Annotated in this window: 9 protein-coding genes; 5 read left to right on the top strand and 4 right to left on the bottom strand. The window is 48.1% G+C overall.

The window, feature by feature from the left end; all coding sequences use genetic code 11:
* Positions 1 to 3 precede the first annotated feature (3 nt).
* The 4 genes from AC5ZC7_RS16485 (at position 4) to AC5ZC7_RS16470 (ending at position 4,693) form a co-directional block, all read left to right on the top strand.
* Positions 4 to 879 (top strand): phytanoyl-CoA dioxygenase family protein, encoded by an 876-nt coding sequence (locus AC5ZC7_RS16485; RefSeq protein ID WP_496157817.1) that lies wholly within the window; start codon positions 4 to 6, stop codon positions 877 to 879.
* A gap of 3 nt (positions 880 to 882) precedes the next feature.
* The gene (locus tag AC5ZC7_RS16480) at positions 883 to 1,689 is read left to right on the top strand and encodes a sugar phosphate isomerase/epimerase (RefSeq protein ID WP_496157818.1); all 807 of its coding nucleotides are present in this window, start codon (positions 883 to 885) and stop codon (positions 1,687 to 1,689) included.
* A gap of 50 nt (positions 1,690 to 1,739) precedes the next feature.
* Positions 1,740 to 3,668, top strand: coding sequence for a right-handed parallel beta-helix repeat-containing protein (locus AC5ZC7_RS16475; protein ID WP_496157819.1), 1,929 nt, complete (start codon positions 1,740 to 1,742; stop codon positions 3,666 to 3,668).
* Between the two features lie 134 nt (positions 3,669 to 3,802).
* Complete coding sequence (locus tag AC5ZC7_RS16470) at positions 3,803 to 4,693, top strand: phytanoyl-CoA dioxygenase family protein (protein ID WP_496157820.1); 891 nt, start codon at positions 3,803 to 3,805, stop codon at positions 4,691 to 4,693.
* 177 nt (positions 4,694 to 4,870) lie between these two features.
* On the opposite strand, the gene AC5ZC7_RS16465 is transcribed toward AC5ZC7_RS16470, so the two are convergent.
* Together AC5ZC7_RS16465 and AC5ZC7_RS16460 are read right to left on the bottom strand one after the other, a co-directional pair.
* Positions 4,871 to 5,494 carry a response regulator gene (locus AC5ZC7_RS16465; RefSeq protein WP_496157821.1) on the bottom strand — a complete coding sequence of 208 codons (624 nt, stop codon included), beginning with the start codon at positions 5,492 to 5,494 and terminating at the stop codon, positions 4,871 to 4,873.
* A complete protein-coding gene (locus AC5ZC7_RS16460; RefSeq protein WP_496157822.1) occupies positions 5,491 to 7,428 on the bottom strand; it encodes an ATP-binding protein in 1,938 nt (645 codons plus the stop codon). The genes AC5ZC7_RS16465 and AC5ZC7_RS16460 overlap by 4 nt, the downstream gene beginning before the upstream one ends.
* A gap of 176 nt (positions 7,429 to 7,604) precedes the next feature.
* Between AC5ZC7_RS16460 and AC5ZC7_RS16455 the strand changes: the two genes are divergently transcribed.
* Positions 7,605 to 8,513: a TolB family protein gene (locus AC5ZC7_RS16455; protein ID WP_496157823.1), complete on the top strand. Its 909-nt coding sequence runs from the start codon at positions 7,605 to 7,607 to the stop codon at positions 8,511 to 8,513.
* A 110-nt stretch (positions 8,514 to 8,623) separates the two neighbouring features.
* Here AC5ZC7_RS16455 and AC5ZC7_RS16450 read toward each other — a convergent pair whose 3' ends face one another.
* Both AC5ZC7_RS16450 and AC5ZC7_RS16445 read right to left on the bottom strand, forming a co-directional pair.
* Complete coding sequence (locus tag AC5ZC7_RS16450) at positions 8,624 to 10,285, bottom strand: RagB/SusD family nutrient uptake outer membrane protein (RefSeq protein WP_496157824.1); 1,662 nt, start codon at positions 10,283 to 10,285, stop codon at positions 8,624 to 8,626.
* An 11-nt stretch (positions 10,286 to 10,296) separates the two neighbouring features.
* On the bottom strand, positions 10,297 to 13,464 hold the full coding sequence (locus tag AC5ZC7_RS16445) for a SusC/RagA family TonB-linked outer membrane protein (RefSeq protein ID WP_496157825.1): 3,168 nt from the start codon (positions 13,462 to 13,464) through the stop codon (positions 10,297 to 10,299).
* Positions 13,465 to 13,672 lie beyond the last annotated feature (208 nt).

The raw sequence follows: 13,672 nt of genomic DNA, 5'->3' as shown, positions 1-13,672 counted from the left end.
ACCATGAATAAGGATCATGCATTGGTGAACGGCGGCAAGGTAAGCCCGGAGAATATAGCATTCTATGCAACTTACGGTTTCCTGGTGGCAGATGCTTTGCTCTCTGCAGAAGAAATTAGCGCATTGCGAAAGGAAACGATTGCTATTTTCCGCGGCGAACGCGGGCATGTGGAGGGGTTGATGCCTGTAGATGAAAATGAAAGTGAATTGGATATCTTAAAGAAATATGTCGCGATTCATTTTCCGCACAAGATTTCAACCGTTATACGCGATAGCTTGTTTCATGAGCGAATCACGGGTATTCTGTCCAATATCGTCAGCCCTAATCTGAAATGCATGCAATCCATGTTGTTTGTGAAAGGGCCGGGAAAAGCAGGACAATCCTGGCACCAGGATGAATATTATATTCCAACACGCGACAGGTCACTGGTGGGAGCATGGATAGCGATAGATGATGCTACAGTAGAAAACGGTTGCTTGTGGATAGTGCCCGGAAGACCAGGTTTCATTATGCAACGTGTGAAAAATGACAATAATGAATATGCAGATGTAGATACGGTGGATACGTCGGCATATACCGACCAAATGATACCGGTGGAAGTCAGGAGCGGTACGGTCGTTTTTTTTAACGGGTACACTTTGCATAGCTCCCGGAGGAATAAAACATCTGATTGTTTTCGTACCGCTTTGGTCAACCATTATATGAGTGCGGAGTCTATGCTGCCCTGGGATCAGGATGGAAAACTGTCGCCTACAGAAGATCTCAGGGATATTATCCTGGTGGCAGGTGAAGACCCATATGCCTGGAAAGGAATCATAGATGTAAATCAACCATATTTACGACCAGAAATTTTAAGAATCAAAACAAATGATTTGTAAATAATGAAGCCAGTTCAGTTTTATTGTCCAAGATGGGGGAGTGAAGCACAATCTATAGATTCATTTTGCCGGAAGGCGAAACAAGAAGGTTATGATGGCATTGAATACGGTGTTCCGATTACTGCTACCACAGCCGAATTGGATGAAGCCTGGAATACAGTGGAGAAGTTGGATATGAAAATCATTATCCAGCATTACGATACTGTGGAACCTGATTTCTCCCGGCACTATGATCGCTATTGCGAATGGATCGCAAAAATTGAACCTTATCCGGCAGTGAAGGTAAATTCACAAACCGGGAAGGACTATTATTCGTTTGAACAGAATAGTAAATTAATTGCCGCTGCCGCTGCATCGAACAAGCCGGTACTCCATGAAACGCACCGGAATAAGTTTACATTCGCTGCTCATGTCACCCGCACCTACCTGGAGCAATTACCTGCACTCCGGATTACACTGGATGCTTCTCATTGGGTATGCGTGGCGGAATCATACCTGGAAGATCAGGAGGCAGCTATGCAGCTTGCAACCGAAAGAACAGATCACCTTCATGCGAGAGTAGGATATCCGGAAGGACCGCAGGTACCTGATCCCAGGGTAAAGGAATGGGAGTTTGCCCTGAACCGGCATTTGTACTGGTGGGATAAAGTAGTGGAAAGAAAGAAGCAGGAAAATGAAATTTTGACTATTGCACCTGAGTTTGGGCCATATCCCTATATGGTTCACGACCCGCTCACAGGACATCCGATCGCGGACCAATGGGCGGTCAATGTGTATATGATGAATTTCCTGAAAGAACGTTATTATTAGTTTGACAACATAAAGTTGTACTGAAAAATTTGATCCAAATAGGGCGAAGTATGAAAAGATTAATTGTTGCGCTGTTGTTGACTGCCATTGTAACGAATGCGGATGCACAGGAATCAGCAGGCCATCGGGGCAGGGAATACCATGTTGCTGTAAATGGGAGTGACTCAAGTGATGGTAGCATGAATAAACCATTTAAGACTATTATGGCTGCTGCCGGTAGGGCCATGCCTGGCGACGTTATCACCGTTCATGGAGGCGTATACCGGGAAGAAATTGTGCCGCCGCGTGGTGGTAACGCAGAGAACGAGAGAATCACGTATGCTGCAGCAAAAGGAGAGAAAGTAGAAATAAAAGGATCAGAAATTGTAAAAGGTTGGAAGAAGCTTACCAATGATACCTGGGAACTGAAGTTGCCGAATAGCTTTTTCCGGAAATTCAATCCATTTAAGGCGCTCATCAGCGGCGACTGGTTCAGTCCAACGCCAAAGGAAAGAAAATACCACAGGGGAGCCGTTTATTTGAATGGTGACTGGTTAATGGAGGCTGCATCTGCCGACGAGGTGATAAAGGCGGCTGATAAAAAGAACCAGTTGTGGTGGGGAGATGTGGACAGTGCTACCACTACTATCCGCGCGCAATTCAAAGACGTTGATCCAAATAGAGAGACGGTAGAAATCAATGTCAGACAAACCGTATTCTACCCCGATAAACCTTTTATCAATTTCATCACCGTCAGCGGCTTTATTATGGAACAGGCAGCCACCAATTGGGCGCCGCCTACCGCCGAACAAATGGGTTTGATTGGAACGCATTGGAGCAGAGGCTGGATCATAGAGAATAATACGGTGCAATATTCAAAGTGCGTAGGCATTTCGCTGGGTAAGTATGGAGATGAGTTTGATAATCGTGACACCGAATCAGCAGAAGGCTACGTGGGTACCATTAAACGTGCGCTGTCGTTCGGCTGGAACAAAGGCACTGTTGGTGGCCACCTGGTACGGAATAATCATATTGCCTACTGCGAGCAGGCTGGCATAGTAGGAAGTATGGGTTGCTCATTCAGTACTGTTACGGGTAACAGTATTCATGATATCCATGTACGTAAGCTGTTTACCGGCGCGGAGATGGCAGCCATAAAATTTCACGGGGCCATTGATGTACAAATATCAGGAAATCATATCTATCGCAGCTGCTTGGGAATCTGGCTGGATTGGATGGCGCAGGGCGCGCAGATTAAGTCAAACCTGATGCACGACAATGAAAATGATATTTTCATTGAGGTATGCCATGGGCCTACTTTAGTGAGCAATAACATCCTGCTGTCCAAACAGAATGTTTACCTGAATTCCAGCGGTGTGGCCTTAGCACATAATATTTTCAGTGGGGAGATAGGCGCCATCAGTTATGATGGAAGATTAACACCGTATCAGCTCCCGCATTCCACCTTTATGGCAAACCTGCATGATAATCCCGGTGGCGATGTACAGTTTCTTAATAACGTGTTTGTAGGTCAGGCGAATGTAAGCCAGTATTCCGAGTCCTTCCTGCCGGTTGTTTTTAAAGGAAATGTATATACGAAAGGTACCGTTCGGGCTACCGGCATGAAAGGGGAGAAAAGCAAAGGGGAGATGAATGAAAATGCAAAGCAACTGCTGAAGCGTTATAAGGTGCAGCCCGCTGCTGAAACTGATGCTATGGTGAAGAACGAATTTGATCCAAAAGTTTCCCTGGAGCAGAAAGGGACGGATTTTGTCCTTGAAATTTCGACAGATAAAGACTGGCTTTCGCAGAAGAGAACGGTAGTGACTACCACTACGCTTACAAAGGCTGTTGTCCCAAACCTTCCTTTTGAAAATACCGATGGCTCTGCATTGCGTATAGACACAGATTTTTCCGGGAAGAAACGGAATGCCGTAAATCCATCTCCCGGACCATTTGAAATAACAGGTACAGGAAAACAAAGAATAAAGGTTTGGTAAGTTTATAAGTGACTATAAACTGACTTTTTCTGTAAGGATAAAATAAGATCTGATTTAGTCATAATAGTGGCTTTTTTTTAAAAGAGAGCAGGTTAATTTCGTTTTGATTATAATAAAAATAAAAACCGAAATATATGGGCTTGTCCAGAGATCTTGCTGACTATAACTATTTGGTATCGGATTTATTTAATGCGCCAAAGTCCCTCGAAGAGTGGGAGAATTACAAACTGACAGATGAACAGGTGGCTTACTTTAACAAGTATGGCTACCTTTCCAATGTCAAATTACTCGATGAATGGCAGGTTGATTGGCTGAACCGGGAATTGGCGGAGATTCAGGATCCGAAGCATCCCAAACATGATTTGTTTTATGAATTCCATTCAAATGAGTCGACAGATCCCAACACCGTGATATTTCATTCCCTCGGTCATTGGAGGATTACACCCGGTTTTCACGATATCCTCTGGAATCCTGCATTTGTGATGGCTGCAAGTCAGTTGTTGGGAAATGTAGCTGTCCGCTTTTGGCATGACCAGTTATTTTGTAAGCCGGCTAAACATGGAGGAGTAGTGGCATGGCACCAGGATTATTCCTATTGGACAAGGACGGTTCCCATGAATCATTTAACCTGTTGGGTTGGCCTTGATGATGCTTCCACAGAGAATGGCTGCTTGCATTATATTCCGCAAAGCCATCATTGGGGGCTGTTGGAAAGGCCCGTTCTAACAGGGGAGATGGATGATTTGAAGGGGATGTTGAGTGAGGAGCAAAAACAGGCGTTTCATCCGGTCCCGATTGAAATGAAGAAGGGATATGCTTCGTTTCATCACCCATTAATGGTGCATGGCTCATATGAAAATTTTTCAGACCGTAGCCGCCGGGCATTTGTACTAAATGTTTTTGCGGATGGGGTAGTATCAGATACAGACGAACCGGTGTTGAAAGGCGTACCGCCCGTAGCGGTGGGGCACAAAATGGGAGGGAAGTTTTTTCCGGTAATTTATGATCCACTCGGGGAAATTTAAAATCGCCTTGCTGATCATTTAAAACACTTCCCTGAAACTATTTTTGGTTCAGTACTTCATTGGTTAATTTCCCTTGTCATTACACCTGATGCGGTTGTCGTTTTTATAAACAAAATAGCGTCAAAATCTGCACCTGGTATTATAGGCAAACTTCTTTTGCCTGTTCGGTAAGCGGTATCAGATAAGCCCCCATTCCCTGGCCCTGTTGAGCAGTGAAACGGTATTGTTCACTTTCAGTTTTTGCATCAGGCTGCGACGATGACTGTCCACCGTAACCGCGCTGATGAAAATTTTTTCACCAATCTGTGGGGAGCTAAGTCCCTGGGCAAGCCACTGCAGTACTTCTTTTTCACGACGGGTGATGGGCGGCATCTCCATGAGTGCATCGGCTGCCAGGCCACTCAGCACTTGTTGTACGCCGTCTCCAAAGTAAATACCACCGGAAGCCACAATTTGAATGGCTTTCTCCAGTTCTTCCATAGGCGCGCTTTTGAGCATATATCCTGACGCGCCATTGTTGAACATACGCAGTATCACACTTCTTTCGCTATAATTGCTCAGCCCCAGAATACGCAGGTCGGGTGCGGCTTTCCTGATATTGGCACAAAGGTCTACGCCGTTGCCATCGGGGAGATTCACATCCAGCAGCAGCACAGCTGCCGGTGTATCCTGTACCATGGTCATCGTTTGTGCTGCATTGGCGGCGGTGCCGGCAATACGGAAACCGTCTTTGCCCAGCAGAAAAGAGCGGAGTCCTTCTGTAATCAGCGGATGGTCGTCCGCAATTAGTATATCGATCATAACCTGCATTCTATGTTGATGACTGTTCCCGTATTTTTTCGGGAGATGATCTCTGTTTTACCATTTAAGTAGTCTACTCGTGCCCGCACATTGGTTAGCCCCGCCCCGGTATATGCTGCGGCGGCGTCGAAACCGGTGCCGTTATCTTCCACCGTGATGAGCAGCAGCCCGTCTTCCAGGGTGGCCTGTACCAGCATCTCTGTGGCGCGGGCATGGCGCACAACATTGGTGGCCAGCTCCTGGATGATCCGGTAGATCATCAGTTGTGTGGTGTTGTTGGAAAGCTGCTTCAGCCCATAGTGATGAAATTGTACGATGGGGCCGGAGGGACGGATGGTCTCGAAAAAATCCTTTAGTGCTTCCGTTAGCCCATATTTTAGCAATGTTTCCGGCATCATGTTCCTGGAAATCTGCCGGAGGTCAGCGATGGCGGTTTCCAGTCTGCGTGCAGAAGTAGCTACCGCTTCAGTGGAAGGCTGGTTGGAGATCTGGTCCAGCTGCATCTTCACAGCAGTGAGCGTGCCACCAAGGCCGTCGTGCAGATCACGCGCCAGCCGCAACCTTTCCTGTTCCTGTCCTTCCAGCATAGAGGTATAGGAGGTGAGGCGTTGTTGCTGCCTGGCCTGCTCCAGGTCCTGCCGGATGATTTTTCTTTTATTGCGGTAATAGAAAACGAAAAAGATGGTGCCAAGTAATACAAGGCTCATAAGGCTGCCAAGGAGCAGTTGGCGGTTGCGTGCTTCCTGCAGCTTCTTTTCCCGGGCTTCTCCGGTGGCCTGGAGAGACAGGATTTTCTTTTCCTGCTCCAGCGTACGATGCCGGATTTCCAGGTCATTGATGCGTAGGTCCATTTCTTGTTGTCGCAGGCTATCTTTCAGGGGCTGGTATTGTTTATATAGTGAGAGCGCCTGCAAAGGATGTCCCAGCTTGTCTTCCAGTTCGGCCATATCTTTAAGTCCGTTGAGCTGAAAGTAAGGAAGCCTGTCTTCTTCTCCCATATGCCGGAGTATGGTAGCGGTAGCCAGTGCTGCTTTCCATTGTTGTTGCGCTTTCTGTTGCTGTAGTAAGGCGGTGTAGTAGTTGAACAGGTTGGGCCGGTCGCCGGATTTATTGATAATGGTACGGGCCTGTGCCAGCAGTGTGTCTGCGGAGTTGTAATGGCGGGTGCGGCTGGCGTACATAGCGGCATAGATATAGTAGGTGCCCCATTGCCGTGATGCGGGCATCTGCTCCAGCAGCAGGCGTGCTTTATGGAGCCACGGCGGCATAGCAGAGATGCTGTCCATCTTGTACAACAGGGATGTCATATCGATATACGAACCGGCGGTATTTTCCTTTGCGCCGCTTTGTTCTGCCATGGCAATGTTGCGCAGCATATAATGATAGCCCTGTGCATACCGGCCTATGTTGATTAGTTTGGAAGATATATTATGCAGACATACTGCCAGCGCTGCGGAATCATGCAGGGCTTCAAACTCTGGCGCCAGCGAAGTAAGCAGCGCCAGTTCTCTGTCGGCAAGACCTTTCCTACCCAATGCCACCGACAGGTTTCCGGAAATTTTGGCTTTTGCCCGGCGTGCGCTGGTGCTGGTATCATTTTCCAGCAGCTGCCGGGCTGCTTCAAAATGGCTGATGGCTTCGTCGAGGTGGTTGGAGCGCATGAGGACAGTGCCCTGCATGGCGGTGGCCCTGGACTGATAGAGAGGGTTGCCGCTGCGGCGGCTGACTGTTACGGCGTCGTGTGCATATCGCAGTGCGCTGTCTGTGTCGCCCGCGCGGGAGCAGGCGTCTGCCAGTTGAATAAGCACATTGGTACGGCTGGTGTCTGTGGTGGTGGCACGAAGCAGTTGCCGCAGACTGTCGGGTGTCTGCTGGCTGGGAGCAGGACTGGTTAACCATAAAAGCAGCAGGACCAGGGCTGAGAATTGTTTCATGGTCGGAGAATTGAGGCAATAATACAAATATAGCGGGGAGGATGTATATGCGGGATAGAAATTCCATAAAATCAGGGAGATGAAAATCCATATATCCACCAATTGACCGGAGTGAGGAGGTAACAGATCTTTGTAGCGCAGCTCTTTTAGGCTGTTAACCCTTCAATGCTACGAATATGAAAACAACCATTCTTTCATTCATCCACCTATGTTTACTGGTTATGCTGATGGCTTGTTCCAAAAACAAAGATGGTGGTACGGCAGGAGGTGGCGCACAGGGAACGCTATACTATGCTTCGTTTAAAGGGTTTATGAAAATGGACCTGCACAGCGGGCAGCAACAACAGCTGCTGGACATCGCCAGTATGTCGCACCAGGAGCGGTTCGATGTAAGTCGCGATGGCAGCGAAATAGTGACTTATGAGGAAAGCCTTTCTTCTGACCAGGTGGACTTTACTATTTACAACACTGCCGGCCAGGTGGCGGCTTCCTTCCAGGTGCCACAGTATGTTAACGGTGTTCCGCGTATTTCTCCGGATAAAGGTAAAATAGCGGTGATCTGGCAGCCTGCGAGCACCTATCCCCGGAAGTTTGTAGCCATCTTTACCCGCAATGGCCAGCAGGTGGCCGGTTTTGAAGGGGTCACGGATTACGCCTGGCTGCCGGACGGCCGTATAGTGATGACAGCGCCCGGTGGCTTTTATCTCAGCAATCCGCAGCTGACCAGCGCTTCCCGTATGGCAGACGTGAGCCGGTTTCCGGATGTGCCGGGGCAGCTGGATGTTAGCCCTGACGGCGGTTCCATACTCTTCACCAGCAACTATCATATCTGGCTGATGAATATGGATGGTGGCGGTATCCGGCAGTTGACCACCAGTGACGTGAAGGAATGGTATCCGGCGTGGTCTGCTGATGGAAAGAAGATATTCTTTACCCTGGACTGGAGTGGTAACTGTAAAGAGGTACGGGTGATGGACCAGCCCGGGCAGACTATTCCCATCGATCCACACTCCGATGCAGTGGCTCCCCGCATACTGTTGGGTGGTAACCGCCTTTGTAGTGCCAGCAGGCCAATGGTGAGATGATTTTTTGTTTATTCAGGAAGAAGGGAAATAGTATGATTAACAAAAACAAAGCAGCCGTTTCAGAGTTTCCTCTGAAACGGCTGCTTTGTTTTAATGATAGATGTATACTGCTACCAGCCTGGGTTCTGCGATAAATTACCGGATGGATACAAGGCTATTTGTCCGCTTGGTATCGGCTGGAAATAATTCTTGGGATCGATGAAGGTACGTTGGGCAGTGGCGGCGGTATAAGGTGTGATGTAGCCGTCTGCATCCCTTATTACACTTCCATTGTCGGGAACTTTGGCACCGCGCCAGATATCTTTGTTGCTGGTATTCAGATAGCTGCCTTTGGCCCAGCGCATCAGGTCCTGGAAGCGGAAGCCATCGAATAATAATTCCATTCTTCTTTCTCTTCTGATTTCCCAGGTGAGCGAAGGTACGGTGGCATCTTTAGCAGGATCCGTATATGCGGTACCGTTTACTGCTACCTGTTGTGCGCCCTTATATTGTAGCGGCGGGATGGTAGCGCGTACACGAAGCAGGTTGATGGATTTGTCGAGATCTGCCTGTGAAAAAGTGTATTGACCGAGATTGTCCAGTTCAGCGGCGGCTTCTGCATAGTTTAATAATACTTCGGCCAGCCAGAAAATGGGGGCGTCTGTGTCATTATAAGGCGCCAGTACGTTGGCCACAGCGGGTTGCAGGAATTTGGCCGGACGATAACCGGTGCTGCTGCTGCGTCCACTTACCAGGTGACCGTTATAGCATAGTACGGTGTCAATGGTTTGTAGCAGGCGTTTATCCCGGTTGGTGCGGGTGTTTGCCAGGTTGTCGTCGCCTTTATAGAGAGGCGATAGTCCGATGGGCAATCCGTCCGAACAGAGGAAGGCGTCAATAGCAGATTTACTGGGGCCTGCCATGGGTGTACTACTGGTGAGGTATCCTATTAATGAGTGCGTGAGATATCCGGGCAGATACTTTTTATAAAGTAGTACTTCTTTGTTCCCGGCGAGGTCGACCGAGTTGTAAGTGGTTACATAATCGGCATTTAACACGGCTCCGGATGCCATCACTTTTTCGCTGGCATCTTTTGAAGCCAGGAGGAATTTGGCAGCGCCGGGAAGTTGAGGGTTGGTATGATATTTACGCCAGGTTCCTTCGTATAGGCATATGCGTGACTTGAGCGCTAGTGCGATATTCCGGTTAATGGTATTGTCCAGGTCTTTTACCCGGATATTGGCTGCTGCAAAATCGAGATCTGCCAGTACACTGTCCATTACTACGGTACGGGGATCGCGGGCTTTATAGATATAGCCGGTGTCGCTGATATCCATTGATCTTCCGATCCAGGGTACATCTCCATAATCTTTTACGCGGGTAAAGTAGATGAGGGCACGAAAGAAGCGTGCAACACCTTTCCAGTGATTTTTTGCTTCATCTGAAATAGGTACCTGGTCTATTCTTTCCAGCATGATGTTGGCTTTGCGTACGTCTTTGAAGTCCCAGGCAGCGGAGCTGGCAGGAACGTTTTGTGTGAATTTTGTGAAAGCGGTGCTGGCCTGGTCATCGGAAAAGGATGTGAAGTAAAAGTCGCCAAAGCTATTGCCATTGCCATAGCCCAGGAAGTTTTCATAGAAGGGCCAGTTGTACGACCGGATATTATCTTCCGAGCGCCAATAGCTGTTATCATCAAACTGATCGGGCAAGCCTTTGTCTACGTATTTTTTGCAACTGGTGCCTGTCAGCAAGCATGCTAATATGATGGGTAAGTATATGATATGTTTTTTCATGGGTTGCTAGTTTAAAGGGTGACCTGTAATCCGAATGACCAGGTTTTTTGAAATGGCCATGTTCTGCCGAAGATGTTTCCTTCACCGGTAGTGATTTCAGGATCCAGTGGTACGCCAACATTGGAGATGGTGGCAATGTTCTGCGCGCTGCCGTATATGCGTAACCGTTGGAGATGGATTTGTTTGGTGAGATTGGCGGGGAGGGTATATCCCAGCGTGATATTTTTCAGGCGCAGATAAGCGAGGTTCAGCAGGTATTTCGACTGCGGATAAAAGTTATTGCCGCCGGACAGTAAACCGGAGATTTTACCATTGGCATTGCCCGGATATGGCCGCGGATAGTAAGCGTTGGTGTTGGCAGTGGTCCAGTAATCCAGTTGGTGTTCGTACATGATATCGCCGGCGCGGTACAGGGGCAGGGTCACATCTCCCAATCCCCAGTAACTGGCTTTACCTACACCCTGGAACAATACATCGATGTCAAATCCTTTAAACGTGCTGCCGAGGCGAAAGCTGTACTGGTAGCGTGGGAGGGAGTTGCCGAGTAGTTTCAGGTCGCCGTGGTTACTGCGGGTAACTTTTCCACCGTCGATGACGCCGTTTCCGTCCAGGTCTTTATACTTAACGTCACCCGGGCCGAATACGAAGTTGCCGTCTGCCAGTTTCGATTGATCCGGTAGTTTACTGAGGTCATCTTCTTTCGTAAAATAACGGTCTGTTTCAAAACCCCATATTTCCCCGAGCATCTTTCCTTTATAGTTCAATGATAGTAATTCGGAAGGGTTATTCCATTGTGTAATCATTGTTTTACTGTCCCAGAAAGCAACGGAACCATAGAATGCCCATTCTTTGGTGATATTATAATTGGCATCTATGCCAATTTCGTAACCGCGGGTGCGGAGGGCGCCATTATTTTCACGGGGAGCGTCGGTACCAAAGGTGGCCGGTACGGCTCTGTTGGTGAGCATATTATCGGTGTTACGTTCGTACCAGTCTACGGTAACGCCTATATGATTATTAAACAGGCTGATGTCGGTACCTATGTCGAGAGAACGCACTCTTTCCCAGGTAAGCGAGGCTGCCACCGCGCGGGGAGCGTTTACGCCGGAAGCGTAGTTACCACCATTCATCCAGTTGACCTGGTTATTGGTAGTCATAGCAGGTATATACCATTTTCCACCCATGTCCTGGTTGCCGAGCGTGCCATAGGATGCCCTGATTTTCATGTCAGACAGTACATTTTTGAAACGGTCCATAAATTTCTCTTCCGTAAGGCGGTATCCAATGGAGGCAGATGGGAAGAATGCCCATCGGTCGGCCAGGGGGAAGGAGGAGGCGCCATCGTATCTGCCGTTTAATTCCAGCAACCATTTGTTTTTGTAGCTGTAGTTGATTCTTCCAAAAAATCCCGCATAGGCATTGGCGAGGTGACTACCCGTTACAAGCTGGTCGCCGCTGGCCAGTGGTATTTCTGCTTTGGTAGGATCTAATGGATTGCGGCGGTAGGCGCTGTAGTTCAGGGTATCTACATCTTCCGCATTAACGCCCGCAATAAATTTCAACTGATGATTTGCACTCAGTTTCTTATCGTAGGTAGCATATAGGTTAAAGGTGTTCACTTTATAATTACCGGCTGCATAGCCTACCACATCCTGCGAGGCGTTGGCAATATTGTTGAACGGCAAGCCGGCAGACCAGAAGTCCCATGCCATTACTTTACCGCCAACTTCATGACGGGTAATGTTATCGCGACCGATGGTATACTCTCCGCGGATGTTTAAATCTTTTGTCAGCTTCAACGTAGCGCCGAGGTTTACGCGGGTATAGTTGTCGGTAACAGTGCTGGTATTAGCGCCTGCCAGGTATCCGGGGGTATGATGGAAATATTTTCCCTGGTAGGTACCATATGGGAAATAGGCGCCCCAGCGCCACATGTATTGAAAGTAGTTCTGGTATTGGTAGGGGTAGTCGTATTCAAAGTTGCGGTACATCATGCGCAGGTCCATATCCAGCCATTTGGTGACGGATGCATTGACGCTACCGGTGATGTTGTATTTTTTTACGTTGTCCGGGTTCATTTTCAGGATGCCGCCTGCGTTGCTGTATCCGCCGGACATATAGTAGGAAATTTTTTCACTGCCTCCCTGTACGCTGATGTTTTGAATTTGTTGCGGAGTAAATTTTTTCAGCATTATATTTTTTGCATCCCATACCCGGTAGAAATAAGCGGGGCCGCCGTTGGGGTCAATCTCAAAATCTTCTCCCGGTACCATTTCAATGCCTTTGCGGTTATTTGCGTATTTCTCCTGCCAGTTTTTGATGCCGTCGCGTAGTTTGAGTAATTGCATGCCAAATAACTCCGGGGAGGTAGTACCAGCGCGTACGCCGGCGTCATACAATCCTGTCAGCTCTTTTACGGGGTCGGCAAAGTTGGGCAGTGCTGTAGGGGTGCTCCAGGCAAAGTTGTTGGAATACCGTACCCTGGTGGGCATATTGCGGAGGCCTGTTTTGGTTTTGATGAGTACTACACCGAAAGCGGCGCGTGCGCCGTAAATAGAAGTAGAAGCAGCATCTTTCAGTACAGAGATACTTTCAATATCATCGGGGTTGATCATGGTGAGGTCCGGCGTTTCTACGTTATCGACCAGGATAAGCGGGCGGCTGCTTCCGTTCAGTGAACCAACGCCGCGAATGTTGATAGCCGGCGACTGGGTAAGTCCGCCATTGGAATAGGTGATGTTGAGGCCGGGTACAATTCCCTGCAGGGCTTTGGACGGATCCGTAATCGGCCTGCTTTGCATGGTTTTGGTGACGTCTACGGAGGTGACAGCACCGGTCAGGTTGGCTTTCCGTTGGGTGCCGTAACCTACTACCACCAACTGTTCCAGCGAATGTTCATCGGGTTCCAGTGTGATCCGGTATTCTTTAGCGTTGCTTAAAGGAATCGTCTGCGATTTATAGCCCACAAATGTGATGTGTAAAGCCGTGATGCCCGCTGGTACCTGCAGGGTAAATTTCCCTTCTGTATTGGTAACAGTACCGGTTTTCCCGGCTAAGATGGTAGCGCCGATGATAGGTTCCTGACTACCTTTATCTACTACGCTACCTGATATATGCTGGGCCCAGGAACTGGCATAAAACAGCAGGAAAGCGAAAGTGATGAGTATCCTTTCTTTCATGTTGGGATGGTTTGAATTTTGGTTGAAAAAGTTACTATGCTAACAAAAAATTGAATTACAGTATCTTATGTGTTTTACAAGTTAGGTTTATCGGTTTACAGGAGTCTTTTCAGTGCTAACGCACTGCAATTTTCTTGCAGGTATTTGCGTTTTATTGCATGAATATAAAACACAAATGCGATATTTTGTAGTAATATCTGTTTAAACG

The organism is Chitinophaga sp. 9-1-y (assembly GCF_059511905.2).
Note: the sequence above shows the minus strand (reverse complement) of the source record. Positions and strands in the feature narration are given on the sequence as shown.